Below are 25,677 nucleotides of genomic sequence, written 5' to 3'. Positions count from 1 at the left end.
CCTAGCGACCACGACACAGGACCGCGTCAGCGTGGTCCCCAGACCAACTCGCAAGCCCGTCCCCGCGCTCCCCATCGACCAGCTCCACGCCCGTCCGCCTCCACGCGCTCGCCCAGCGACCAACGCCGAAAGGCCGCCTCCACGCTCCGCAGCGACCTCCTCCCAGGCCGCCTCCGCACGACCACTCACGGCCCGCGTCTATGCGCTCCCCAGCGACCAGCTCGCAAGCCCGCCACGCACCCCCAGCACCGGCTCGCAAGCCCCCGCATCCCCCAGCAACCGATCCACATGCCCGCGTCTGCACGCGCCCCCATCGACCACCTCGCACAAGCTGACACCATTGCGCGAGGCGCTCACGATCTACCCGACAGCCAGCATCAGCCCCTGCGCATGGGCAGATGCATAATGCCGTCTTCCTCGAACTCCTCGCCATCGGGCTTGAACCCGAACTTGGCGTACATATCGACCAGGTACGTCTGCGCACTCAGCCGCACCGTCGCCGACCCCGCCTCGGCGAGCGCCGCCTGCACCAGCCGAGTGGTGTAGCCATGCCCGCGCGCCGGAACCGCGGTGCACACCCGCCCGATGCGGAACGATTTCACGCCGTTCTCGTGCTCCTCGAGCAAGCGCAGCGTCGAAATGACCTCACCCTCGTCATCGAGCCAGAAATGGCGCGTCTCCGGCAGCAGGTCGAGACCGTCCAGCTCCGGATACGCGCATTTCTGTTCGACGACAAAGACTTCGACGCGAAGCTTCAACAGCTGGTACAGGGTGGCGGTGTCGAGATCGAGCGCCCAGGACCGTTTGAGTGCAACCGTTGACATCATCGCGTCTTGCTATCACAACTAGGCGATCGGCGCGACCCCTACAGCTTGGGCGTGTTGTCCGACACGCCGTTCAGGTTCAGGGTTTTGGTCGACCAATCCCAGACTTCCTGGAACAGCGCCTGATTTTCCGAGAGCTTCACGCCCAGCGAGGGCACCATTTCCTTCAGCTTCGGCGTCCAGTCGGCGTACTCCCGCGGGAAGCAGCGCTGCAGCACGTCGATCATGGCGCTCACACAGGTCGACGCGCCGGGCGAGGCGCCGAGCAGACCCGCGATGGTGCCGTCCTCGGCGGCGATAACCGCGGTGCCGAACTCGAGCACACCGCCTGCGCCCTTGCGCCGGATCACCTGTACGCGCTGCCCCGCGGTGATCAGCTCCCAGTCGTGTCCGTCCGCGCGCGGCATGAACTCCGTCAGGGTGGCCACCTTGCCCGCCTCGGACTTGAGCAGCTCGCTGATCAAGTACTTGGTCAGGCCGAGTTCGGTGACGCCGACGCCGAGCAGCGAGAAGATATTGTTCGGCTTGACCGACTTGAACAGGTCGGTGTTCTTGCCGTCCTTGAGGAACTTCGGCGTCCACCCGGCGTACGGCCCGAACAGCAGTCCGGGCTTGCCCTTGATGATGCGAGTGTCCAAGTGCGGCACCGACATCGGCGGCGCGCCGACCGCGGCCTTGCCGTAGACCTTGGCCTCGTGCTTGGAGATCAGCTCCGGGTTGGTGCAGCGGATGAACTGGCCGCTGATCGGGAAGCCACCAAAACCCTTGGCCTCCTTGATACCCGACTTCTGCAGCAGCGGCAGCGCGCCACCACCGGCGCCGACGAAAACGAATTTGCTGATGAGCGTGCGGGTTCGGCGGGTGCGCAGGTTGCGCACCGTGACCAGCCAGGAGCCGTCGGCCTGCTTACTGAGGTCGCGGACCTCGTGGCCGAAGGCCAGATCCACCCCGCTGCGGCCGAGGTAGGCCAGCAGTTCGCTGGTGAGCGAACCGAAGTCGATATCGGTGCCCTCATTGGTCCAGTTGAGCGCGATCGGATCGGAGAAGTCACGGCCCTTGGCCATCAGCGGTAGTCGCTTCGCGAATTCGTCCGGGCTGTCGATGTATTCCATGGTGGCGAACAGCGGGTGCCGTGACAGCGCCTCATAGCGCTTGCGCAGGTAGTCCACATTGTCCGCGCCGTGCACGAAGCTGACGTGCGGGATGGGGTTGATGAACGCGCCGGGATCGCCGAGGATGCCGTTCTCCACGCCGTAGGACCAGAACTGGCGCGAGACCTGGAAGCGCTCGTTGATGTCGATGGCCTTGCTGATATCGACCGACCCGTCCGAATTCTGCGGGCTGTAGTTGAGTTCACATAGTGCGGAGTGTCCGGTGCCCGCGTTGTTCCACGGATCGCTGCTCTCGGCGGCGGCGGCGTCGAGCCGCTCGAACAGGGAGATCGACCATTCCGGCTGCAACTGCCGAAGCAGTGCGCCGAGGGTGGCACTCATGATCCCGGCACCGATGAGTACTACATCGGTCTTTTCAGTCATGGCAGCGTTCGGCACGGGTAGATCGACTTCCTTGTCCTTCTGCGCACGCCCACCCCCACGGTGGGCCTGCTGGGCACGGGCGCTATGTGGTTGTTCGCGAGTCCTGCGTGACTCGGCGGAAGTAGGTTACCCGCCGTTCACCTACGCCCAATTGTGCACCTCAGCTGTTCGAAGCCCGACAGCGAACTTGCCGAATGTGACATAGATTCCTTCCCTGGTTCGATCTTCGATCCGACGCAGACGTCGCCTAGATTGGTCCTTGTGACGAACGAAGCCCCGCTCAGCGTGTCCGATATCACGGCTCCGGCCGCCGAGCGGTGGACGCCGGACGTCCTCGGTGTGGGCTATGAGCAGCGAACCCTGCCGCTCGGTCCGGACCCCGACGGTGAAGGCGAGGCGGTCGCCACCCTCGTGCGGTACATCCCCGATACCGCCGCCACCGCCACCGAACCCGCGGTGCTGTACCTGCACGGGTTCACCGACTACTTCTTCCAGCAGCATCTCGCCGAACACTTCGCCGAGCGCGGGCATCGCTTCTACGCGCTCGATCTGCGCAAGTGCGGTCGCTCGCTGCGCGACGGCCAGACACCGCACTATGTGACCGATCTGGCGCTCTACGACGCCGAACTGAACGAATCGCTGCGGATCGTTCAGGAGGAGGCGGGCGAGCACGTGCTGGTGGTCGCGCATTCGACCGGCGGACTGATCGCCTCGCTCTGGCTGGACCGGCTCGACAAGGCGACGGGTACGGCCGCGTCGGGCATCGTCGGCCTGGTCCTCAACAGCCCGTGGTTCGACCTGCAGGGCCCGTCGTACTACCGGACCGTCGGCACCCCGGTGATCAAGGCGCTGGGCCGGTTCCGCTCGATGTTCGAACTACCCGGCGGCAAGATCAGCTCCTACGGCGACAGCCTGCACCGCAGTGTGGCGGGCGAATGGGATTACAACCTGGATTGGAAGCCCCTGGCGGGGTTCCCGGTCCGGCTCGGCTGGCTGCGGGCCATCCGCAATGGGCATGCCAAGCTGCAGGCGGGTCTATCGGTCGGCGTGCCCGCGCTGATTCTGCGTTCGCGCATTACGAAATTCGCGCGCCAGTACGGTCCGGCCGTCGACGTGGCGGATGCGGTGCTCGACGTCAGGCAGATTCAACGCTGGTCCGGCTGTCTCGGTGACCGGACCAATATCGTCCCCATCGACGGCGCGCGCCACGATGTGTTCCTGTCTTCGGCCGAACCGCTGGCCAAGGCCTTCGCCGAACTCGACAGCTGGCTGGACTGGTTGGCGATCTTCCGCAAGAAGACCGCCGATTCACCAGAGGCTGGTGCGTAGCACGATCTCGGTGGCCAATTCGTGGTCGGCCTCGGTCGCCACATTGTCGACGTCGATCTCCACGACCCGGAATTCGCCGTAGACGTAGCGCCCGGACGAGTCCGCGACCGAGCGGGCCAGATTCTTGGTGACCAGCACCGTGGCGGCCACCTCCACCGGCCGACAGTTCGGGTCCAGCACCGTGCCGTCGGCGGCAGGTACCGCAGGATGGCCGCGATCGGCCACCACAAGGCTGATGAACCGGCCGAAACCACCCGCGCAGACCTGCCAGGCCAGCGTCGCGCCGGCACCCCGTCCGGCGACGTTCACCCACGGAACGCCCAGCTCGTCGAGGATGGCGTACACGCCCGCCGGATCCAGGTCCGCCACCGATTCCACCGCTATCGTGCGCAGGTCCGAGGTGTGCAAACGCGCACATACCTGGTCGTAGACGTCGACCGGATCACCGGCGTCGGGCAACAGCAGCACGCTGTGCCGAGACTCCGGGCCGTCGACCCGCACGGTCCATGCCCGGTCACCGACTGTGATCCGCCGAGATTTCATGCCGGAGTACGGTACACGCCTCAATTGAACGGAACCGCGTGTCACTTGCCCGCGCGTTAGGGACATAAACATTCCGGTTGTCCGCCACGGTGCGAAATCACCGTAGTGTGCTGCCGATTCCCAGGCTGGACACGATGGTGGGCAGCTCGGCCGGTACACCGTCGGTGAGCACGCGCTCGATAGCGGCGATATCGAGATGATCTTCGATCAGGTCGGCGAGGAGGTCGAGCTGGGCCGAGCGGATCGCCGCTACCGAAGTGTCGTCGGCGACGATGAAATCGTGACGCCGTGCCTGTGCGGCAACCTCGCGCAGCCAGCTGCGGCGGAACTCGTCCGATTCCAGCAGGCCGTGCAGATGCGTGCCCCAGATCGCGCCGCGGGCACTGCCCTCGGGTTCGAATCCGTTCAGCTCCAGCCAGGCCGGATCACCGGTGCGCGCGACCCGACCATGATGGATTTCGTAGCCGTGCACGGGAATTCCGTTGCCGATGCCGCGCCCGGTGCTGCGCCGCAGCATCTTCGGGTCGGCGAATTCGATCTCGAGATCGAGCAGACCCAATCCCGCGACCGTCCCCGCATCGGATTCGACGCGATCCACGATGCGAGCGCCGAGCATCTGATAGCCGCCGCAGATGCCGAGGACCGGCCGCCCCGCGGCAGCCCTGGCACGCAGCGCATCGGCAATTCCGGTGCGCCGCAACCATTCCAGATCCGAGACCGTCGCCTTACTGCCCGGCAGCACCACCAGATCGGCATCGGCCAGCCGCGACGGGTCGCTGACCCAGCGCACCGCGACACCCGGCTCACCGGCCAGGGCCTCGATATCGGTGGAGTTGGAGATGCGCGGCAGGCGGATGGCAGCGACGGTGAGCCATTCGCCGCCGAGCGGCGGGCGGGGACGGCCGACCGGTGCGTCGGCGACGGTGCCGAGCGAATCCTCCGCGTCGATCCACAGCTCGTCCGCGTACGGAATGACGCCCAGCGTGGGGCGGCCGGTCAATTCGGCGAGCCGGTCGAGTCCGGGGCGCAGCAGTTCGACATCGCCGCGGAACTTGTTGACGATGAAGCCGCGGATCAGTTGCTGATCTTCGGGTTCCAACACCGCCACCGTGCCGAACAGGTGCGCGAGTACGCCGCCGCGGTCGATATCGCCGACCACGAGCACCGGCAGTCGCGCCGCCCGCGCCAGACCCATATTCGCCAGATCGGTGGCGCGCAGATTGATCTCGGCGGGCGAACCGGCACCCTCGCAGATCACCACATCGAATTCGGCGCGCAGCGAATTCAGTTCGGCGGCAACGACTTCGCGCAGATCCCGGCGATGCTGGAAGTAGTCGCTGGCACCGACGGTGCCAATGGCCTTGCCGCGCACCACCAGCTGTGAGCGGCGGTCACTACCGGGTTTCAGCAGCACCGGATTGAACCGCACGCTCGGCTCCAGCCCACATGCCGCCGCCTGCAGCGCCTGCGCGCGGCCGATCTCGCCACCGTCGAGCGTGACCACCGAGTTATTGGACATGTTCTGTGCCTTGAACGGCGCGACGCGTATCCCGCGCCGGGCCAGCATCCGGCAAAGTCCGGCCACCACAACGCTTTTCCCGGCGTCGGAGGTCGTTCCGGCGACCAGCAGCGCGCCCTTCGGCTCGCCGGTCACGGCAGCTCGGTGCACGTACTCACCGCATCCCCGTCAGGCGCGGCCACGCGCACAACGGCAAGCTCGGAATTTCGGCACCCGACTCCTCGACGGCACAGCAGCGCACGCCTCGAACCGCGCGGCTCACCTGTCACGGCAACGTCAGAATTTCGGCGCCCGTCTCCGTCACGACCAGCGTGTGTTCGAACTGCGCGGTCCACTTGCGGTCCTTGGTGACCACGGTCCAGCCGTCGTCCCAGATCTCGTAATCGATGCCGCCGAGGTTGATCATCGGCTCGATGGTGAAGGTCATACCGGGCTCGATGACCGATTCCACAGCGGGCTGGTCGTAGTGCAGGATGACCAGGCCGCTGTGGAACGTTGGGCCGACACCGTGGCCGGTGAAATCGCGCACCACGCCGTAGCCGAATCGGTTGGCGTAGGACTCGATCACCCGCCCGATCACATTGAGCGCACGGCCCGGCCGAACCGCCTTTATGGCACGCATGGTCGCCTCGTGCGTGCGCTCGACCAGCAGCCGCACCTCCTCGTCGACATCACCGGCCAGGAAGGTCTTATTGGTGTCGCCGTGTACGCCATCGATATAGGCGGTGACATCGATATTGACGATGTCACCGTCCTGGATCACGGTCGAGTCCGGAATGCCGTGGCAGATCACCTCGTTCAGCGAGGTGCAGCACGACTTCGGAAAACCCTTGTACCCCAATGTCGATGGGTACGCGCCGTGATCGCACATGTACTCGTGCGCGATCCGGTCCAGCTCATCGGTGGTGACGCCGGGCGCCACCGCCCGGCCCGCCTCCTCGAGCGCCTGTGCCGCGATCTTGCCCGCGAGCCGCATCTTTTCGATGGTCTCGGCGGTCTGCACCCAGGGCTCGCGCCCCTCGTTCACGGTCTTCTTCCACGCATACTCCGGACGCTCGATCGAGCGTGGAACTTCACGGGTGGGCGAAAGCGTGCCGGGAACAAGTGGCTGACGGGTACGCACAGACATGGAACAAGACTATCCGCACCGACCATCGCGCACCGTCCGTCCCCGCGCCCGACCTGGCCATGAGCATATGGCCATCCGATGGAATAGTTTCGGACCATGGTCCGTTTAGTCTAGTGGTTGACATAGAAACTACACGGGAACAGGACTCGAGCTGTGGAACTGGGACTCACGACCTTCGCGGAGCTGTACCCGGTCGGCGACCGACCGGCGCCCACCGCGGCCGAACGCTTGCGCGAGGTGGTGGACGAGGCCGTCGCCACCGAACGCGCCGGACTCGACGTCTACGGCGTCGGCGAACATCACCGCAAGGACTTCGCGGCATCCGCGCCCGCGGTCGTGCTCGCGGCGATCGCGGCGCGCACCGAGCGCATTCAGCTGACCAGTGCGGTGAGCGTGCTGAGCTCGGATGATCCGGTACGGGTGTACCAGGATTTCGCCACGCTGGACGGTCTCTCGAACGGCCGCGCCGAACTGATGGCCGGGCGTGGTTCGTTCACCGAGAGCTTTCCGCTGTTCGGATATGACCTGAGCGACTACGACGAGCTCTTCGAGGAGAAGCTGGCACTGCTGCTGCACATTCGCGCGGATGAGCCGGTGACCTGGAACGGCAAATTCCGCGCTCCCCTGCGCGATGCGGTGATCTACCCGCGCACGGACAACCGGCCGCTGCCGGTCTGGATCGCGGTGGGCGGTAGCCCGGAATCCGTGGTCCGCGCCGGACTGCTCGGCCTACCGCTGGCGATCGCGATCATCGGCGGCCAACCTGCACGCTTCAAGCCGCTGGTGGATCTCTACCACCGTGCGCTCGAGGAGGGCGGGCACGAGAAGCAGCCGGTGGCGGTGCACGCGCACGGCTATATCGCCGATACCGATGAGCAGGCGGTCGCTGATTTCTATGAGCCGTACGCCGTGGCCATGAGCACGATTGGGCGCGAACGCGGTTGGGGTCCGATGACCCGCCCGCAGTTCGATGGCATGCGCTCGCAAAGCGGTTCGCTGTTCGTCGGCACGCCCGACTACGTGGCCGAGAAGATCGCCGACATCCGCGACACCCTGGGCCTGGACCGTTTCATGCTGCACACCAGCGTCGGCACGCTGCCGCACGAGAAGGTGCTGCACAATATCGATCTACTCGGCACAAAGGTCGCACCGCAGATCGGCTGACACCCCATTCACGAGGTGGGCAAGCGGATCTCGGGATCATGCTGCTGAAGCAGGGATTGCGGTGCCGGAAGTGCGGTGACGATCCCCAGATCCGGTCGCGCGCAAGCGTAGAAGCGGTCCCTGGCTTCCGAGGCCGCCGCGACTGCCCGCCGGTCGACCGGTCACGATCGCGGCACTGTAGAGAGCAAGCACCGGCCCACAGTACGCGGCCGACCATCAAGGCACACCACAGATCTCGGCGACGGTGCTGGTCAGCGGATTTCGGAGATCTTGTCCGGGTTGGTTATCGAATAGATCGCGGTGACCTGATTCGTCTCGGGATACAGCTCGATGACGATAACGGCGAGAGGCCGACCTTCGGAGCAGATCAGCACACAGGGATCGCCCGCGACATATCGGTAGTCGATGCTCAGGCGGGTCGGCCGGGGGTCGGCGGCAATGGCCATGAACACGGCGGCGACGCGGTCGCGGCCGTGGACCGGTTCCAGGCTCTTTGCCACGCCTCGGCCGCCGCTATCGGTCCACAGCGTGACCTCGGGCGCGAGGGCCTCGAGCAGGGCGGTGAGATCACCGCCGAGTGTCGCGGCCATCAGTCGTTCGGCGACCTCGGTGCCGCTATTCGGGCGCGATGTGGTGCGCGGGCGCCGGGCGTGGATGTGGCGGCGCGCCCGAACGGCGAGCTGGCGCACCGCCGCCGGTGAGCGCTCCAGCATCTCGGCGATCTCGCCGTGTGCGAATCCGAAGACGTCGTGCAGTACGAAAACCACCCGTTCCAGCGGTGACAGCGTTTCCAGCACGACGAGCATCGCCATGGTCAGCGATTCCTTACGCTCGACCGCGTCGGCCGCGGTATCCGCGGTGGCCAGCAGCGGTTCGGGCAGCCACGGGCCGATATAGGTTTCACGATTGCGCCGCATGGCGCTTCGGCGTGCTATCGCGAGATTGGTGCAGACGCGCACCAGATAGGCGCGCGGGTTCGCCACCGGAGTCGCAGCTGTGGCGCGGTGGCGAGTCGACCAGGCCAGCCAGGTCTCCTGCAGGACATCCTCGGTGTCGGCGACGGTGCCGAGCATGTTGTAGACGATCGAGAACAGCAGCTCGCGATGGTCCAGGAAGCTGTCGACCTGGTCGTGTGTGGTCTCGGGTGTCATATGTCCTCCTCATCCGTCATAACCCACGGAGGTACTGGGCGCACGAAATGTGACATGGGGGCGGCAATCGTGTTCCACGTCACGGTCACGTCACATCGAGCGGCCCGAACACCTCTATGGCAGTGCCCGGAATGGTTCCGGGGCATGTTGCGAGGAGCAGCGATGACCAACTCGAACAGCTACGACAAAGCCCTGCTCGTCCGGCACGACGAAGCCGAGACGCTGGACACTATGGGGGTCCGGCTCTACGCCGATCACGATATGACCGGCGGAAAGCTCAGCGCGAACCGCGCCTTTCTCCCGGCGGGCGCGGATGGACCGCCCCCGCACTACCATGCGAGCTCCGCCGAACTGTTCTACCTGCTCGACGGCACGCTGCGGGTGCTGGCAGGCGAGGAGATCCAGGTGATCAATGCGGGCGACTTCCTGCTGATACCACCGAATATGACGCACGCGTGGGCGGCTCCCGCAACCGCGTCGGCGGATGTTCTGGTGATCTTCACACCCGGTATCGAACGTTTCGACTACTTCCGGCTGGGCGAGCGCATCCGCAAAGGCGAGGCGAGCCCACTCGAAATCCTCGATACCCAGGAACGGTTCGACAACCATTTCGTCGACAGCCCGATCTGGCGACAGGCCCAGAAGGGCGATGCTCGCGGTCTGCTCGACCAGGACGGCCACCGCACCGAATTCCTTGCGAGCGACGCGCTCCAGATCCAGTCGACGACCAGCGAGAGCTGACCAGCGCGCTCGGGCAGGTTCGCCCTACTTGCTGAGTTGGGCCTCGAAGGCGATGCGGTCGCCGCGGTAGAGGGAGCGCACGCGCTCGACCGGCTCGCCGTGCCGGTCGACGCTGCGCCGATGCAGCAGCAGCAGCGGCAGCGATGTGGTGCATTCGAGTAGGGCGGCCTCGCGTGGAGAGGCGAGCACCGTCTCGATTCGCTCGGTGGCGCTGCCGAGCTCCACGCCGGCGGCGCGCACCGCCGCGTACAGCGAGGTGGTCGGGTCGTAGGTGCCGCGCAGATGGCCGAAACGAGCGAGCGACATGAAGGTGCTCTCCAACCCGATGCGCTCGCCGTCCGCGAGCAGCACCCGCTCCAGGTGCATGACCGGAGTGCCGATGGTGAGCCCGAGGTCGCGGGCGGTGTCGGCGTCGGCGGGCACATCGTCCCAGCCGACGAGCAGACGCCCCGGCACCCGGCCGTAACTGATGGCGCCCTCGGTATAGGAGCGCAGCTGCAACGGCTGCACCATCTTCGGCCGCGACACCACGGTGCCCCGGCCCTGGCGGCGGATCCGCCCCTCTACCAGCAGATCTCGCAGGGCCTGCCGGACGGTTTCGCGGGCAACCTCGAACCGAACGGCCAGATCCCGCTCAGAGGGGACCGGATCGCCCTCCTCCAGATCGGTCAGCAGCTGTTCGAGTTCGGTGCGCACCAGGTAGGACTTCGGCAGCCGCGGCGCTAAATCGATGCGCCCACTGCGCATTTCATCGCCATCGGTTCCCGTCGCACCTGATGTCTCCATGCCGACAGCCTACCCGGTATTGGTCTATACCAATTGTTAACCTGCCGTTCGCGCGCGAAACACTCCTTGGTCTAGACCATTGCCCACTATGTACCCATGCGATTGGTCATCATCGGCGGCGGCATCCTCGGCACCGCACACGCCATGGCCGCCATTGGCCGTGGTCACGAGGTCGTGCAGCTGGAGCGCGAGCCCGAGGCGCGCGGCGCAACGGTGCGCAACTTCGGTCTGGTGTGGGTGTCCGGACGATCGGCCACCGAACTCGATTTCACCCTGCGCTCCCGACAGCTATGGGAGGAGATCGGCGGCAAGGTTCCCGGTGTCGGTTTCCGACCCACCGGATCGGTCACGCTGGTCAAGACGCCGACCGAACTGGCGGTCGCCGAGGCCGCCGCGGCGAGCCCGCATGCCCAGGCGCGCGGCTTCGAACTGCTCGAACCCGAACAGGTGCGCGCGATCAATCCGGCGCTGCGCGGTAAATTCCTTGCCGGACTGCACTGTTGGACCGATGCTGCCGTCGAATCGCGCCAGGCACTGCCCGCACTGCGCGCCTATATGACCGCATCGGATCGCTACACCTTCCATGCCGGCACCGAGGCTCGCACGGTTACCGATACCGGTTCCGGTGCAACGGTTCTCGACGATCATGGCCGCATCTTCGAGGCCGATCTGGTGCTGGTCTGCCCCGGTGCCGCGCACACCGGCCTGACCCGCGAACTCGTCGGCACCATCCCGGTCCGCCGGGTCCGGCTGCAGATGATGCAGACGGCGCCGCTGGGCGAAGCGCTGACCACCGCGATCGCCGACGGCGACAGCTTCCGCTACTACCCGGGCTTCGCCGGACCGGAGTTGGACGTGCTGAACGCCGAGCAGTCCCAGACCGCCATTGCCGCCGAGCACAAGATGCAACTGCTGTGCGTACAGCGCCTGCACGGTGGCCTGACCATCGGCGACACCCACGAATACGAGGAGCCGTTCGCCTTCGACGTGGACGAGGCCCCGTACGAACACCTCACCGCCGTCACCGAGGAACTGCTCGGACGCAAACTGCCGCAGGTGATTCGACGCTGGGCGGGCGTCTACAGCCAGAGCATCGATCCGGCCACCATCGTGACCCGCGCCGAGGCCGATGCGCATATCTGGGTCGTCACCGGGCCGGGCGGCCGCGGGATGACCCTCGGCCCCGCGATCGGCGAGGAAACCGCCGATCTGCTCAACCTCTGAGGAGCGCTGTGTCGGATAAGAACATTGCCCTGGCCGTCCTCGATATGGCGGGCACCACGGTCGCCGACGGCGGACTGGTCCTTCGCGCCTTCGATATCGCCGCCACCAGCGCCGGTATCGAAACCGAAGGGCCGCAGCGCGATAGCGCCCGCCAATATGTGCTCGACACCATGGGCCAGTCGAAAATCGCGGTCTTCCGTGCCCTACTCGGCGACGAGGAGCGCGCGCAGGCCGCCAACCTCGCCTTCGAGGCCGCTTATGACGCATTGATCGACGAGGTCGAGATCAGCCCGATTCCCGGTGCGGCCGAGGCGATTACCGCGCTGCGGGCCGCGGGCGTCAAGGTCGCACTCAGCACCGGCTTCAGCCGCACCACCCAGGATCGACTGCTGAATGCGCTGGGCTGGAACGAGATCGCCGATCTGACGCTGGCGCCATCGGATGCCGGACGCGGCCGTCCCTATCCGGACATGGTCCTGACCGCGCTGCTACGCCTCGACATCGATGCCGTGCATCAGATCGCGGTACTCGGCGATACGACCAGCGATATCGCCAGCGGTCTGGCCGCCGGTGCCCGCATCGTCGCTGGCACGCTGACCGGCGCGCATGACGCGGCACAGTTGCGTGCCGCCGGAGCCACCCATGTGGTGGCCTCGGTCACCGAATTCGCGGAGCTGATCCTCGCCAGCAGAACCTGACAGCCTCCCGGCGAAAGCCGGGCCCAGAACCGCGATCCCGGCGTCGGCCGAGATGACGGAAACCCCCGCCCCTTCGATTCCACACCCCACACGAACCGAAAGTTGCAGTCATCGTGCGTACTTCGAACACGCAGGGCCGTCTGGCACGCACCATTTCCCGGACCGCGCTGGCCGTCGCCGCCGTCACCACCGTCGCGCTCACCGCGGCCTGTGGTGGCACGGGCACCGACAGCGGCGACGGCAAGACCATCACCGTCTACTCCGCCGACGGCGTCGGCAGTTGGTACACCACCCAATTCGCCGAATTCAAGAAGAAGACCGGCATCTCGGTCAACCTGGTCGAGGCCGGTTCGGGTGAGGTCGTCAACCGGGTGGACAAGGAGCAGTCCAACCCGCAGGCCGATGTGCTCGTCACGCTGCCGCCGTTCATCCAGAAGGCGAAGAGCTCGGGGCTGTTGCAGGACAGCGGAATCGACACCAGCTTCGTCGCGGCGACCGATAAGGATGCCGACGGCAAGTACGTCACGCTGGCGGGCAACTACCTGTCCTTCATTGCCAATCCGTCGGTCGACACCACCAATCTCACCTGGGACGACCTGCTGAAGCCGGAATTCAAGGGCAAGCTGCAGTACTCGACGCCAGGTCAGGCCGGTGACGGCACCGCGGTGCTGATCCTGCTGCAGAACCTGCTCGGCAAGCAGGGTGCACTGGATTACCTCGCCAAGCTGCAGGCCAATAATGTCGGTCCGTCCTCGTCCACCGGCAAGTTGCAGGCCAAGGTCGACAAGGGTGAGCTGGTGGTTGCCAATGGCGATGTCCAGATGAATCTGACCACGGTCAAGGACAAGGGTTCGAAGTTCACTGTCTTCTTCCCCGCGGCTGCCGACGGCAAGCGCTCCACCGTGGCCGTGCCCTATGCGATGGGACTGGCCAAGGGCGCGCCGCATCAGGGCGAGGCGAAGCAGCTCATGGAGTTCCTGCTGTCGGCCGATGCGCAGAAGTCGCTGCCCGACACCTTCGCGGTGCCCGCGCGCAAGGAGCTGCGTGATGCCCCCGCAACCGGTACCGGTCCCTCGGCTAGCGCGGTGCTCAAGGGCGTGGAAGTCGTGAATGTCGACTGGACCAAGGTGCTTTCCGAGCTGGACGCCGATGTGTCCGCCTATCAGAAGGCGACGGGACAGTAGCCGAACCCGGGAAGGTCAGGAGCCGCAATCATGTTCGACGGTGACGCGCATTCGACATCGGCCATCGCGACTGCCATGGACGGAAAGGTCACGGCCGCAACGGAACCCGCGATCGTCTTCGACCGGGTCGGAGTCCGCTACGGCCGCGGCCGTAAGACCACGGTCGCCCTGGCCGATTTCAATCTGCGTGTCGCCGCCGGTGAAACGGTGGCGCTCCTCGGACCGAGCGGATCGGGCAAGTCGACCGCACTCAAGGCGCTGGCGGGCTTCGTCCGTCCCACCTCGGGTGCGGTCCGGCTGGCTGGGCGCGATGTCACCGATCTGTCGCCGGCCAAGCGCGGGATCGGCGTGGTCGTCCAGTCCTACGCCCTGTTCCCGCATATGCGGGTGCACGACAATGTGGCCTTCGGGCTGAGGGCACATCGGGTGCCGCGCAAGGATATCGACGCACGCGTGGCCGAGGCGCTGGAGATGGTCGGCATGGCGGCCTACACCAAGCGGCTGCCGCGCGAACTGTCCGGCGGTCAGCAGCAGCGGGTGGCGATCGCCCGTGCGCTGGCGATCCGACCGAAGGTGCTGCTGCTCGACGAACCGCTGGCCGCGCTCGACGCACAGTTGCGGCAGTCGATGCTCGGTGAGCTACAGGAGTTGCGAAAGGCGCTGCCGGATACGGCGATGCTGTACGTCACCCATGATCAGGCCGAGGCGCTGGCCTTGGCGGATCGGATCGCGGTGATGCGCGACGCCCGACTGGTCGATATCGATACCGCCGAGAATCTGTGGCGTCGCCCGCCGAGTGATTTCACGGCGGCGTTCCTCGGTGGTGCGAACCTGTTGTCCTGCACCGTGAATCGAGTATCGGGCAGCTCGGCACTGGTTACTGCCGGCACCTTTACGCTGCGGGCCGAGGCACCGGACGTCAGGCCGGGCGGTTGGGAGGTGAACGCACCCGGATTGCTGTGTGTGCGTCCACATACGGTGCAGATCGGTGCCACCTCGGAGCGCAATGCGGTACGCGGCACCGTCGTATCGAGTGTGTGGCGCGGGGCTTCGACTCGGTTGCGGCTGGCGGTCGACGGACTGACCGACGAGATCACCGCCGATGTGCCGGGGCATCTCGATACCGAGGTCGGCGCGGTCGTCGGCGTGCGGTTCCCGGACCCGGCGGGTGTGTTGATTCCGCCGACATTCGGTACCGAAACCATCAGTGCGGCAGAGACATCGGCCGTATCCGAGCCGGGCGCGCCGAAATGAGGGGCGGCGCGATTCCGGCTCGCTGTGTCGGCACCGTGTTCCCTGCTGTCCGGGGAAGTCTCCGTGGTCTCGGCGGCGACCGCAGCCCAACCGCCGAGCGCGCGCTGGTCTCCGTCGGGACGGACGGAAGTCCAACTGGCCCGGGGGTCCGACAATGAGCACTTCCGCACTGCTCGAACCCCAGATCCACGATGAAGCTCCGACTGCGGACACCGCGCTGCGGCGGAACTGGCGGCCGGTGCTGTGGACGCTGCCGCCGCTGCTGGTGGTCCTCGTCATTGCGGTGTACCCGATCGTGCGGGTGCTCGCCGAATCGACCGAGACCAAGGACGGTCGCGGTACGGCGGTCTGGTCGCAGGTGCTCGGCTCCGAATCGTTCCGCAATGCGTTGTGGCGCACCATTTCCATTGCGGTGTGCGCCACCGCGGGATGTCTCGTGCTCGGTACCTTCCTCGCGATCGTGCTGGCGTTCGTGCCGTTCCCCGGTTCGTCGCTGGTCGGCAGATTGATCGATACGGTGCTCACGCTGCCGTCGTTCTTGATCACACTCGCCTTCACCTTCCTCTACGGCACTGCCGGTGCGGTGAATGCCCTGATCGCCCGGATCACCGGAGATCGAACGCCGGTGCTGGACTTCCTGAGCACCCCGCTCGGGGTGATCCTCGCCGAGATCACCTTCTTCACCCCGTTCGTGGTGCGCCCGCTGCTGGCCGGGTTCGCCCAGCTGCCGCGCGAACAACTGGATGTGGCCGCCAGCCTCGGCGCCTCGCCCTGGCGGGTGCTGCGTCAGGTGGTCCTGCCGGAGGCGTGGCCCGCGCTGGCGGCGGGCGGCAGTCTGGTCCTGCTATTGACGCTCAACGAATTCGGCATCGTGCTGTTCACCGGCGCGAAGGGCGTGACAACCCTGCCCGCGCTGATCTACACCCGCGGCATCGTCACCTTCGACCTGCCCGGCGCGGCGGTCCTGGCCACGGTGCAGGTGCTGCTGTCGCTGAGCCTGTACATCGGCTACCGACTGATCTTCGGGCGCGCCGGAAAGGAGAGCTGAGCATGCTGGTCTGGACTCGTCGTGGCCGTGCGACGGTGCTCGTGGTCTTCGCGGTCGTCGTGGTCGTGGTGTTCCTCGCCCCCATTGCGACCGTGATCGCGGCCGCGCTGGCGGGCAGTTGGACCGGCCCACTGCCCTCGAATCTCGGCCTCGCCAACTTCCGAGCGGCACTGTCCGGGCAGGATGCCGCGAGTCTGTCGGTCAGCCTGCAGACCGCACTGCTCGCCGGCGGCTCGGCCCTGTTCCTGGGTACCTGGGCCGCACTCGCCGCCCGCGAGGCACCCGGCTGGTGGCGCAAGATCACCGATGCGGTCTTCCACCTGCCGGTGGCGGTGCCATCGGTGGCCATCGGCCTCGGCGTGCTGATCGCCTTCAACGAGCGACCGCTGCTGCTCGGCGGCACCAAATGGATTGTCATCGTGGCACATTCGGTGCTGGTACTGGCCTACGCCTTCAGCGCCGTCTCGGCTGCCCTGGATCGGCTCGATCCCGGCTATCGCCAGGCCGCGGAATCTCTTGGGGCCGGGCCGGTTCGAGTCTTGCTGCTGGTGACGCTGCCACTGCTGCTGCCTGCACTCGGTGCCGCAGCCGGGTTGGCCATCGCGCTGTCCATGGGCGAACTCGGTGCGACCATCATGGTGTACCCGGCCACCTGGAAAACATTGCCGGTCACCATATTCGGTCTCACCGATCGCGGTGAAGTCTTCGATGCGGCCGCGAGCACCTGTTTGCTGCTCATGGTGACGCTGGTCGCCTTGGTCGCGCTGGGTCGGCTGCGTGGCCGCGCCGCGCTGCGCTGACCCGGGGCGAACACCATACGATGACGCAATGTCAGCACTGCCCTTGATCTTCACCGCAGGCTGGGCGAGCGGGGTCAACGCCTATGCGGTGGTCCTGCTGCTCGGCATCTTCGGCGCGACCGGCCTATCCGACGATGTGCCGCAGGCACTGCAGCGCACCGATGTGCTGATCGCGGCCGCGGTGTTATTCCTCATTGAGGCCGTCGCCGACAAGATCCCCTACCTGGATACGTTTTGGGATGCCGTGCACACCATCGTGCGTCCGGCAGCCGGCGCCGTTGTCGCCGCACTGCTCGCCGGGCAGGACGGCTCGCTACCCCAACTCGCGGCCGGTGCCCTCGGCGGCACCACCGCCCTGGCCAGCCATCTCGTCAAGGCCGGTACGCGGATGGCGATCAACACCTCACCGGAGCCCGCGAGCAATATCATCATGAGCCTCGTCGAGGATCTGGCCGTCGGCGGCATTATCACCATCGCGATCTTCCATCCGGTCGTCGCGGCCTGCTGTGCTGGCACCCTGCTCGTGATCGGCGTGATCCTGGTCTATCTGCTGGCGAGCCGGATCCGCCGCTATCTGATCCGGCGCAGACAACGCCGTGCCGCCAAACGCGCTGCCGCCGTCGTCTGATCGCGCACGCTAGCCGGTCCGAAAGGTCTGCGGCGCTACCGATTTCAGTCGGATTCAGGCGGGTTTGCGCCACACCAATGAGTAACGCCAAAAGACCAGCCGTCGCACCCGCGCACCGGGAAGTATCGTTGCCACCTGCTCTCGCACCTGCCGCGTCGTCAATGGCGGATCGAGCACAACCGGCATGACATCATGGGTCGCCTCGACGGCATACCAACTCCCCCGCCTCCGCGCGCGCAAGATCCGAAACACCATCCCGAGCACCCGATGCCCGATCGCCGCAACCAGCTCAATGGGCGCCTCCCGCACCAGATCATGGCGCGGCAAGGCCACGGCAGCGAGCACACCGCCCGGTCGCAATGCCCGCGCCAACAGCGGCAACACCTCATCGAGCGGCATATGGTGCAACGTGCTGATCGACACGATGGCGTCATAGGTTCCCTCGGGCAACGGCTCGGTCTGCACATCGCCGAGGATGCAGCTGACATTGTCCGGCGTTGCCTGCCTTGCGGCATCGATCATCACCGGTGATCGATCGATGGCGTCGACCTGCTCGACATGTCGGGCGAGTTCGGCCGCGAAAGCTCCTGCCCCACAACCGACATCCAGCACACGAATGCAACGGGCGGGCAGCTGCCGTATGAGAAACCGGTGGTAGTACGCGTTGTGACTCCAGCTGAACTTACTCATCGGCCACACTCCCGGTCGCCGGACACAGCCGCTGTGCCAATGCTCGCGCACCACGCCGCCACCGCGGGAATGGTGAACACTGGCCTGACTCCACCGATCACCGAATACATGAACTGCCGTCGCACCACCACCCGGCCATGGTAGGTCGGTTGTCGTCTCCGGCGTGTTCAGCTTTCGGTCGGACCGCGTGCGTATTCTCTCCGCGAGTTCATCATGATCGTCAACCAGGTCGACGCCGATGGTCACTGAATATTTGCCGGAGCTCGACTACGCCGCCGAGAACTGGGCGGCATTGGGCCGCAGACACATCGATGCGGTCCTCCATCATGTCGAAGAGCTCACGGCACAAGCGGGTGAGGCGGATCGGCCGGGGCTACCGGCTGGATCGCGGCGGTAGCGTTCCCCGTCGCACGCCGCGATCCCGGCCGGCTGCTCGCCCTGGCCGCGAAGACGATCCGGCACACCTCGATCTACCAAATGAACCGGCTGGTCGGCACCGGGGATTGAACTTCGCACCGCATTGCGCGCACCCGACATCGCCGATATTCGCGCCACGGCGGCATCGGCCCGGACAGTTGCCGAATGAATTCTGACACTGCGTAATTCGATGGCGGGCGTGCCGCGCCAGTCGACCACGCGGCACGCCGGGCGGGGCGCCCCGTTGCGCCCGCCGTCACTGTTTCGGTGACGTTAGCGTCCGGGACGGGCCATTGGTCGGATAACCCGGACCCGGGACGTCACCAATTGCGCAGTGACGCTGTCGGGGCAGTGTCACTATTGCGGACGAGGGTCGCCGTCGGACTTCACTGCTCGGGCAAACGGCGGCGGCCACCGGCCACGTCGGTTACCAGATCAGTGTAGCCGTCAACGAGTTCCGCCAGGTGGTACCAATGTTTATGGGTATTGTCGCTGCGCGCGCCGTCGACATCGATGGCCGTGTTCGCGTCGACCCAACTGCGCGCCATCCGATCCACCACCGCCCCGAGGCTCTCGGTATGTAGCGAAGCACCGTTGCGATGCTGCGGGACCTCCTGCGCAATCCACTCATTGATATCGTCGACGAGTTCGCTACGACGGCAATCAATTTCGGCTATCAGGCTCATATCGTCGACTTGCGCACGGCGTGCGTGCAGCTCGGCCAGCGCATGCGCAGAACGCAGCAATTCAAGATCTTGGAAACGACGTCCCTGAAATGCACACAGAATCTGCGGAGCGGTCGGCAGCACCCCTACCGTCGGCGCGCTCATCGCCATACCCCGAATTCACTCGACACCAACGCGCTTTGTACCAACATGATTGGCTCTCGATTCGGTTATCCCGGTCATCGGATCGGTTGTTCTCAACTAGCGTAGCTGGATCATGCTCTTACAAATGCAAGAACGCAAGAGTGCGTTCTCACTGCTGCGGTCCCCGCCCCGATCACCAAGCCCCACCCCCACAACCACCCAGCAACAACAACTTTCACCCTCGACACACACCAACAACAGCACCAGTCGCCAAGAGTTTGCCACCCCACCCCGCACCCCCCCAAGCACCGACAATCAGCCGAGAATGCACTGACGCTGGTTCGCTCTCGACGTTTACCTACATGAGCGCTTGGTGATCGCTCGTCCAAGAGGCAACACGGGTAGGTCTGTTGCCTGGTGGTGGTGAGTTGGATCGGGTGGTGTTGATCGTCGTCGGGCCCGGTGGGATTTCGCCTCGTGTTCGGTCCGGCCGGCAGCTGTGACAGCGCGGGGTGGGGACTGGCGAAATCGTCATATTCTCGGAGGAAAACTCCGAACTTCCTTGCTATCAAAGGCGGTATTGTCTGCGTTATGGCAGGTAAGCGCACAGTCCTCACGGCGGGTTTGCGGCGGCTCTCGGTGCTGCTGACCGAGATGCGCGAACATGCGGGCCTCAGCAAAGAGGAGGTCAGCGGCAAGACCGGAATCAATATCACCACGCTCTACCGCATCGAGACGGCGCAGGCGCGGCCGCAGCGCCGCACGCTGATGGCGATGCTCGACCTATACGGCGTCACCGAACAGCAGCGCGCGGATGCGGTGGAGTTGTTGTCGGACGCGCTCAAGCCCGGCATGTCGCGGCCCTACGAGGCGACGCTGACCGAGGTGCACGCGGCCTATATCAACTTCGAATCCGAGGCACTCTCGGCCCGGCACTACCAAACTTCCTATATCCCAGGGCTATTGCAGACCTCGGAGTACGCCGAGGCGGTCATCGACACCAATATGCCGAAGCTGGACGCGGCCACGGTGCAGCACAATGTGCGGGCGCGAATGGATCGGGCCATGCACCTCACCAAGACCGATCCGCTCGAGCTCTGGGTCGTGCTCGATGAGGCGGCGATCCGGCGCGTGGTCGGCGGGGTCGATGTCATGAAGGGGCAGCTGAAGCGGCTCCTGGACGATTCGCAGATGAAAAACGTTATTCTGCAGATACTTCCGTTCACCGCAGGGGTGCATCCGGGCATGGCCGGTGCGTTCACACTGCTGGACTTCAAGGATCCGGCCGATCCGGAGCTGGTCTATGTGGAGGGCATCGCGGGCGACCAGCTGATCGAGGGGCATCCGCAGATCCGGCGCTTCGGCATTATTTTCGATCAGCTGCGGGCCATGGCTTTGAGCCCGCGCGACTCCATGATGCTGATCGCCAAGGCGTCCGACGAGATGCGCTGATCAGCTGCGACTGGCCCGCCGATAGCCCAGTGCCGCAGGTATCGCGAAAACTACGAGCGCACCGACACACCAGGCGAGGGTGGCCAGCAGCGGCTCCCGCACCGGACCGCCGAGGGACAGACCGCGCATGGCGTCGATGGCATAGGACATCGGCTGGTGGCGCACGATCGGCCGGGCCCACGCCGGATAGGCGACCAGCGGTACGAACCCGGAACTGAAGAACATCAGCAGCGACGAGCCGAGCGAAACCGCCTCCACCAGTGCGGCTTTCGCGCTGAAAACGGCAACCGCAGTGACCATGGTGGCGAAGGCGATACCGAACAGCAGGGGCACCCCGAACAGCGCGATACCAGCGAGCAGCCCCTGCTGGAATCGGAAGCCGAGCACCACCCCCACCGCGAACAGCACCACGGTGCACAACAGGATCCGGATCCCCTCCGCGACGATGCGCGCGACCAGTCCGGACGCGCGGTGCACCGGCAGCACCCAGAAGCGGGCCAGCAAGCCCTCATCGCGCTCGCGGCCGAGGGTGATGGCACCGGCCACCGAACCGGACATCACACCGACCAGCGCCACCATCGGCACCGAACCGTAGAGCGCATTCACTCCGGAGAAGGCCGAAATCTGGTTTCCGAGAATGGTATTCAGCACGACCAGCAGGAGCGCGGGAAAGACGAGCGACTGCACGACGGTCAGCGGATCACGCCACCAGCGCACCAATAGCCGCTTGGTCTGAATCATCGTTTGCGGGATCAGCAAACGCCAGGTCTCGGTCCGACCGCTGACCCGCGGCAGTTCCCGGGCAGGATCCAGTACCTCGGTCATGACGACCTCCGCATCGACATGTATACCGCCCCGGCGCCGAACACCACGGCGGGGATGGCTATCCAGGCCAGCGCGGGCCCGAAGATCGACCAGCCGACCACGCCCGCATGGCCCGACGGATCACCGGCCAGCGCCCGCAGCCCGTACACCATGTGCGAGATCGGCTGGTTGCGTGCGAAACCCTGGATCCAGTGCGGGAATTGGTAGGCCGGCGCGAATCCGGTGGAGACCATGCCGAGGATCAGCTGGGGCAGGATGAGCGCCTGGGTGGTCGCCTCCGGGCTCTTGGTCGCGGTGCCGAGCAGATCCGCGCCCAGGCACAGGTCCAGTGCTATCAGCATCGCGAACCCGAGGAAACCGATTGTGTCCCACCAGCTTCCATAGAAGCGGAAGCCGATCACATGGGCGGACACCAGGGCAGCGGCCAGAGCGACCGCCGCCCGGAACAGTGCGGTCGTAACCCGCGCCGCGAGCGGCACCACCGAAACCATCGGCATCGATCCGAACCGGGTATTGAGACCGTCCCTGGCATCGGAGGCCGACCGGAATGCGGCTGTGATAGCGCAGAAGGCGACCGCCTGCATGACGATCATCGGCGTGAGGTATTGCGCATAGCTGCTCAGCCCGTGCCCGCGCACGGTCATCACCAGATTCAACGGCACGTAGAACCCGACGGTGAAGACCGCTGGCGCGAGCAGTGCCATGATCAGTTCGCCATTGCGCCAGGATGGCCGGACCAGGCGCCAGGTCAGCGCCCACCATTGCGCCATGGTCGCCATGCGTGGCGGTGGCGCGTCCACCAGCCGCTCGCTGCTCAGGCGGCGGGTTTCCCCGTCGCCGCGTTCCTGCTGGACGGTGCTCGATCCAATGTCGCTGCCGATGCTCATCCGCACACTCCCGTCTGCGCGTCACCCGTGCCCGTTGGTGGGGAACCAGCTGTTCTCAGCATGTCGCACACACCGGCGGCCGGTCCAGCTTTCCGCGCTGCTCCAGTACCAGCGCAGTCCCCGACAGCACCTCAGCGGCTGTCATCGCGTCGCAGGCGATCCCGAGCAGGTGCGCGCAAATGCGGCCTCTGACGTGCGGGCGCCAGCACCGCCCCGCGCCTCCAGAATCCCCCTCGGCCGAGCCGCCGAGTTCCGGCGCGATGAAGGAACCATTCACGCGCCCCGGATGGCCATCGTCGATGGCGGTCACGATCTCCGACGAACACCGCTCGCATAACGTTGCGGTATCGATCACCCGCAGATAGCCGGTGCCGAACGCACGACCGGCCCGCAGACCGAACTCGGCCAGCACATCGAGATGCAGATCGCCGACTACCTCGATGTATCGGGCCGTGGCGATCGGCGCCGACCCGGCCACCTGCTCGGGGAACCGGATACCGCGCTGGGCGGCACACCGTTCGACCGCCATATCGCGCCGAGACGTGTCCTCGATATCCGATTCCACCGGCCTATACCGCATAGTTCCCTCGTCCGCTTTCGTCCCTGCCCACCGAAACCGGGCGCGCCGCCAAATCGCGTCGTGCATCAAATCTCGTAGACGAGAGCACGTTTCGATACCGCCCCCGGGTGTCGGAACGACGACTCCGAGGGGTCCCGAAACCCCCACCAAGGTGTATGAGCATGATTTCCGTCATATCTCGCTCGCGCGCCGCGGACTGTGAATTATGCTATGCCGCTATCACTCTCGGCGGAATGTCCGAATCACGGGGTGACGACCGCGCACGGGGTGAGTAAGGTGTGCCCCGATGACCAGCATGGAAGCCCGTTTCCGTGACGCCACACGGACCGTGCCCCTCCCCAGTCCTTGGAATCTGTCCGCCTACCTCGCAAATGTCGCCGCGCACCGTGGCCGCTCCATCTCGCTGCAGGCGGTCCCCGCGTCCGCGCTGGCGGATATCGGCTGCCGCGGCAGCGGACTCTGGGTGGCGCGCGGCCGCGACGACATCATCGTCTACGACGCCTCCGCGACCGAGCGCAATGCGGACCACATCATCTTGCATGAAGTCGGACACATGCTCTTCGGACATGGCCGGGGCGAGAAGGATGCCGCCGCGCCGATCGCCACAACGCTGGCCGCACTGCTCCCTTCCATTTCACCGGCCTCCATCGAATATGTGCTCGGCCGCAACGAATTCGGCGCCGAGCGCGAACGGGACGCGGAGGTCTTCGCCGATATGACCATGGTCTACGCGACGCTGCCGCGCCGCAGAGACCGGTCGTTTCGCCTGTTCGGGCGCGGCCGCTAGGGACCGTCGGGTAACCGACGAGTTCCGGCGCGCAGCTCGTCGACGAGATCCTGATAGGCGTCGGCCAATTCGTTGAGCTGCACCCACGCGTCGTAGAAGACCGATTCGGGCGCATGCGCGAGTGGAACGAAGGCCTGCGTGGTCATCCTGGCCAGTCGATCCACGATCTGGCCGACGGTCTCGGTGTGCAACCATGCGGCGGTGCAGGGCACCGGCATCGCCAGCGTTACCCAGAGGTCGATCGAACGGACCAACTGAGCGCGCCGCCGATCCAGTTTGGCCATCTCACTTATCGGCGTCCGTTCGCGAATCTCGTGCAGCTGTGCCAGTTCCCCCGCCGCTTCCAGCATCGGATGGTCCTCATGCGGCAGCCCGCGAAACGCGGCCAGCAGCAGATCCCGCCCCGGCATCATCTGGTTGCTTCCGACATATCTCATCTCGGCCTCCCGTCGACGTCCGACCTCGTCGGCAAACCTCCCGACCAGCAATATCGTTGCCGCAAAGCCCGACGGCACTCCCCCCGATTATCGACCCAGATCCCCGCTCACGGCCAGAAACCGCCGATACCAATCTGTTATGGACCAGCGTCGGCGGCGCTACCTGCCTCAATTGAGTGCGAAGAGTCGAGGCCGGGGGGCCGCGATGCCGATCAACATGCGATGCCCACCCGAGCACTGGACCGGCGCAGGACGCGAGCGGAGCAGGCACGGCCTCGATCGACCGAGGTGCTCGAACCGTTCGACACCAGAACCGACGCCACCGACCGTTCGACTACGCGTATATACCCTCCGCGTCGTCGGCCAGGTAGTCCGGACCACCGACATAGAAGGTACGGCCGGATTCGGTTGCCGCACTTGCGGCCTCGGCGACGACGGCGGCGAACTCCGCGATGGTGGGGAGTGCGCCGTGATCGCGGCGGGCCGAAACCGCATCGGGACTGCGGCGTTCGAGCAGGCGCACGATCATCGTGCCGTCGATCATGTCGCCGGACACCACATTCAGTCCGATCCCCCGCGCGGTCAGCTCGGGCACCATGGCGCGCAACGCGTCTTCCCCAGCCCGCTTACTCGCGGCGATCGGCTCGTAGTCCGCCGGAACGGGCTTGCGGCCGTGGAAGTGCGCTTGATGGCTGGTCACAAAGACGATCCGGCCGCCGGAGGGCAGATGCGGCGCGGCCTGGTGGACCAATCGAACCTGCGCGTCGCGGTTGAGCGCCATCGCATAGTCGGGACCGGCATTGCGCTCGAGTCCGCCGGATGCGTTGAGCACCAGCACATCCAGCCGCCCGAACTCGGCCACCACACCGGCGATCAGCGCGGCGGTCGACTCGGCATCCGCGATATCCGCGCCCGCGATCGATGCACTGCCACCGGCCGCGATGATCTCCCCGGCGATCGTCTCGGCGCGCTTGCGCTTCTCGCGGTAGTTGACGATCACGTGGTCACCGCCCGCCGCCAGCACCTTCGCCGTCTCGGCCCCGATCCCTCGCGAAGCACCGGTGATCAGCACAATCCGTCGTTCCGTCGAGTCGCCCACCGTTTCCCTTTCACCCATCAACCCACAGCAATGCTTCTAATTTAGAATCACTATGGTAGTTCGAAATGAGAAGTGCAAGTGGAGCGAAACCGTCCAGGGGTCGAACCGACCCGGCGCACGGGCCGATATTGGCGACC

27 protein-coding genes are annotated in these 25,677 nt (G+C 65.8%); 13 read left to right on the top strand and 14 right to left on the bottom strand.

Annotated elements, in window-relative coordinates:
• Positions 1–377: 377 nt before the first annotated feature.
• Entirely contained in the window at positions 378–827 is a 450-nt protein-coding gene (locus ABZ293_RS05685) for a GNAT family N-acetyltransferase (RefSeq protein ID WP_355177582.1), read from the bottom strand.
• Between the two features lie 38 nt (positions 828–865).
• The gene (mqo, locus tag ABZ293_RS05680; protein ID WP_355177580.1) at positions 866–2,359 is read right to left on the bottom strand and encodes a malate dehydrogenase (quinone); all 1,494 of its coding nucleotides are present in this window, start codon (positions 2,357–2,359) and stop codon (positions 866–868) included.
• A 261-nt stretch (positions 2,360–2,620) separates the two neighbouring features.
• Here mqo and ABZ293_RS05675 point away from each other — a divergent pair, with 261 nt between their 5' ends.
• A complete protein-coding gene (locus ABZ293_RS05675) occupies positions 2,621–3,688 on the top strand; it encodes an alpha/beta hydrolase (RefSeq protein ID WP_355177578.1) in 1,068 nt (355 codons plus the stop codon).
• Here ABZ293_RS05675 and ABZ293_RS05670 read toward each other — a convergent pair.
• The 3 genes from ABZ293_RS05670 to map form a co-directional block, all read right to left on the bottom strand.
• Complete coding sequence (locus ABZ293_RS05670) at positions 3,668–4,231, bottom strand: alpha/beta hydrolase (RefSeq protein ID WP_355177576.1); 564 nt, start codon at positions 4,229–4,231, stop codon at positions 3,668–3,670. The genes ABZ293_RS05675 and ABZ293_RS05670 overlap by 21 nt on opposite strands.
• Before the next feature lie 97 nt (positions 4,232–4,328).
• Positions 4,329–5,885: a cobyric acid synthase gene (locus ABZ293_RS05665; protein WP_355177574.1), complete on the bottom strand. Its 1,557-nt coding sequence runs from the start codon at positions 5,883–5,885 to the stop codon at positions 4,329–4,331.
• Positions 5,886–6,015: 130 nt separating this feature from the next.
• Entirely contained in the window at positions 6,016–6,879 is an 864-nt protein-coding gene (gene map, locus ABZ293_RS05660) for a type I methionyl aminopeptidase (protein ID WP_354957805.1), read from the bottom strand.
• 153 nt (positions 6,880–7,032) lie between these two features.
• On the opposite strand from map, the gene ABZ293_RS05655 reads away from it, so the two are divergent.
• The gene (locus ABZ293_RS05655; protein WP_355177572.1) at positions 7,033–8,043 is read left to right on the top strand and encodes an LLM class flavin-dependent oxidoreductase; all 1,011 of its coding nucleotides are present in this window, start codon (positions 7,033–7,035) and stop codon (positions 8,041–8,043) included.
• A gap of 251 nt (positions 8,044–8,294) precedes the next feature.
• Here the strand turns inward: ABZ293_RS05655 and sigJ are convergent, their stop codons facing one another.
• Entirely contained in the window at positions 8,295–9,194 is a 900-nt protein-coding gene (gene sigJ, locus ABZ293_RS05650) for an RNA polymerase sigma factor SigJ (RefSeq protein WP_355177570.1), read from the bottom strand.
• Positions 9,195–9,356: 162 nt separating this feature from the next.
• On the opposite strand from sigJ, the gene ABZ293_RS05645 reads away from it, so the two are divergent.
• Positions 9,357–9,935: a cupin domain-containing protein gene (locus ABZ293_RS05645; RefSeq protein ID WP_355177568.1), complete on the top strand. Its 579-nt coding sequence runs from the start codon at positions 9,357–9,359 to the stop codon at positions 9,933–9,935.
• Between the two features lie 24 nt (positions 9,936–9,959).
• Here the strand turns inward: ABZ293_RS05645 and ABZ293_RS05640 are convergent, their stop codons facing one another.
• On the bottom strand, positions 9,960–10,682 hold the full coding sequence (locus ABZ293_RS05640) for a GntR family transcriptional regulator (RefSeq protein ID WP_355177873.1): 723 nt from the start codon (positions 10,680–10,682) through the stop codon (positions 9,960–9,962).
• A 135-nt stretch (positions 10,683–10,817) separates the two neighbouring features.
• Between ABZ293_RS05640 and ABZ293_RS05635 the strand changes: the two genes are divergently transcribed.
• From ABZ293_RS05635 to ABZ293_RS05605, 7 genes are all read left to right on the top strand, one after another.
• On the top strand, positions 10,818–11,945 hold the full coding sequence (locus ABZ293_RS05635; protein WP_355177566.1) for a TIGR03364 family FAD-dependent oxidoreductase: 1,128 nt from the start codon (positions 10,818–10,820) through the stop codon (positions 11,943–11,945).
• An 8-nt stretch (positions 11,946–11,953) separates the two neighbouring features.
• Positions 11,954–12,643, top strand: a complete 690-nt coding sequence (locus ABZ293_RS05630) for a phosphonatase-like hydrolase (protein ID WP_355177564.1) — start codon at positions 11,954–11,956, stop codon at positions 12,641–12,643.
• A 152-nt stretch (positions 12,644–12,795) separates the two neighbouring features.
• Entirely contained in the window at positions 12,796–13,827 is a 1,032-nt protein-coding gene (locus ABZ293_RS05625) for a 2-aminoethylphosphonate ABC transporter substrate-binding protein (RefSeq protein ID WP_355177871.1), read from the top strand.
• Between the two features lie 75 nt (positions 13,828–13,902).
• Entirely contained in the window at positions 13,903–15,081 is a 1,179-nt protein-coding gene (locus ABZ293_RS05620; protein WP_355177869.1) for an ABC transporter ATP-binding protein, read from the top strand.
• Positions 15,082–15,235: 154 nt separating this feature from the next.
• Positions 15,236–16,129, top strand: coding sequence for a 2-aminoethylphosphonate ABC transporter permease subunit (locus tag ABZ293_RS05615; RefSeq protein WP_355177562.1), 894 nt, complete (start codon positions 15,236–15,238; stop codon positions 16,127–16,129).
• Positions 16,130–16,131: 2 nt separating this feature from the next.
• Positions 16,132–16,929, top strand: coding sequence for an ABC transporter permease subunit (locus ABZ293_RS05610; protein ID WP_355177560.1), 798 nt, complete (start codon positions 16,132–16,134; stop codon positions 16,927–16,929).
• Positions 16,930–16,957: 28 nt separating this feature from the next.
• Complete coding sequence (locus tag ABZ293_RS05605; protein ID WP_355177558.1) at positions 16,958–17,557, top strand: DUF4126 domain-containing protein; 600 nt, start codon at positions 16,958–16,960, stop codon at positions 17,555–17,557.
• A 54-nt stretch (positions 17,558–17,611) separates the two neighbouring features.
• Here the strand turns inward: ABZ293_RS05605 and ABZ293_RS05600 are convergent, their stop codons facing one another.
• On the bottom strand, positions 17,612–18,247 hold the full coding sequence (locus ABZ293_RS05600; RefSeq protein WP_355177556.1) for a class I SAM-dependent methyltransferase: 636 nt from the start codon (positions 18,245–18,247) through the stop codon (positions 17,612–17,614).
• A gap of 238 nt (positions 18,248–18,485) precedes the next feature.
• Here ABZ293_RS05600 and ABZ293_RS05595 point away from each other — a divergent pair, with 238 nt between their 5' ends.
• On the top strand, positions 18,486–18,644 hold the full coding sequence (locus ABZ293_RS05595) for a hypothetical protein (protein WP_355177554.1): 159 nt from the start codon (positions 18,486–18,488) through the stop codon (positions 18,642–18,644).
• A gap of 406 nt (positions 18,645–19,050) precedes the next feature.
• Here ABZ293_RS05595 and ABZ293_RS05590 read toward each other — a convergent pair whose 3' ends face one another.
• Positions 19,051–19,410: a DUF4254 domain-containing protein gene (locus ABZ293_RS05590; protein WP_355177867.1), complete on the bottom strand. Its 360-nt coding sequence runs from the start codon at positions 19,408–19,410 to the stop codon at positions 19,051–19,053.
• 654 nt (positions 19,411–20,064) lie between these two features.
• Between ABZ293_RS05590 and ABZ293_RS05585 the strand changes: the two genes are divergently transcribed.
• The gene (locus ABZ293_RS05585; RefSeq protein ID WP_355177552.1) at positions 20,065–20,925 is read left to right on the top strand and encodes a helix-turn-helix transcriptional regulator; all 861 of its coding nucleotides are present in this window, start codon (positions 20,065–20,067) and stop codon (positions 20,923–20,925) included.
• Here the strand turns inward: ABZ293_RS05585 and ABZ293_RS05580 are convergent, their stop codons facing one another.
• From ABZ293_RS05580 to ABZ293_RS05570, 3 genes are read right to left on the bottom strand one after another with little or no spacing between them, the layout of a single operon-like run.
• Entirely contained in the window at positions 20,926–21,750 is an 825-nt protein-coding gene (locus tag ABZ293_RS05580; protein ID WP_355177550.1) for an ABC transporter permease, read from the bottom strand.
• Entirely contained in the window at positions 21,747–22,637 is an 891-nt protein-coding gene (locus ABZ293_RS05575) for an ABC transporter permease (protein ID WP_355177548.1), read from the bottom strand. The genes ABZ293_RS05580 and ABZ293_RS05575 overlap by 4 nt, the downstream gene beginning before the upstream one ends.
• Before the next feature lie 55 nt (positions 22,638–22,692).
• On the bottom strand, positions 22,693–23,217 hold the full coding sequence (locus ABZ293_RS05570; protein ID WP_355177546.1) for a hypothetical protein: 525 nt from the start codon (positions 23,215–23,217) through the stop codon (positions 22,693–22,695).
• A gap of 286 nt (positions 23,218–23,503) precedes the next feature.
• Here ABZ293_RS05570 and ABZ293_RS05565 point away from each other — a divergent pair, with 286 nt between their 5' ends.
• Positions 23,504–24,004, top strand: coding sequence for a hypothetical protein (locus tag ABZ293_RS05565; RefSeq protein WP_355177544.1), 501 nt, complete (start codon positions 23,504–23,506; stop codon positions 24,002–24,004).
• Here the strand turns inward: ABZ293_RS05565 and ABZ293_RS05560 are convergent.
• Complete coding sequence (locus ABZ293_RS05560; RefSeq protein ID WP_355177542.1) at positions 24,001–24,441, bottom strand: DUF4254 domain-containing protein; 441 nt, start codon at positions 24,439–24,441, stop codon at positions 24,001–24,003. The genes ABZ293_RS05565 and ABZ293_RS05560 overlap by 4 nt on opposite strands.
• 334 nt (positions 24,442–24,775) lie before the next feature.
• Positions 24,776–25,558, bottom strand: a complete 783-nt coding sequence (locus ABZ293_RS05555; RefSeq protein ID WP_355177540.1) for an SDR family oxidoreductase — start codon at positions 25,556–25,558, stop codon at positions 24,776–24,778.
• Between the last annotated feature and the right edge of the window lie 119 nt (positions 25,559–25,677).

It is taken from the genome of Nocardia sp. NPDC005998 (genome assembly GCF_040614395.1).
Lineage (GTDB): Bacteria > Actinomycetota > Actinomycetes > Mycobacteriales > Mycobacteriaceae > Nocardia.
This window is presented reverse-complemented; position numbering and strand designations above follow the sequence as displayed.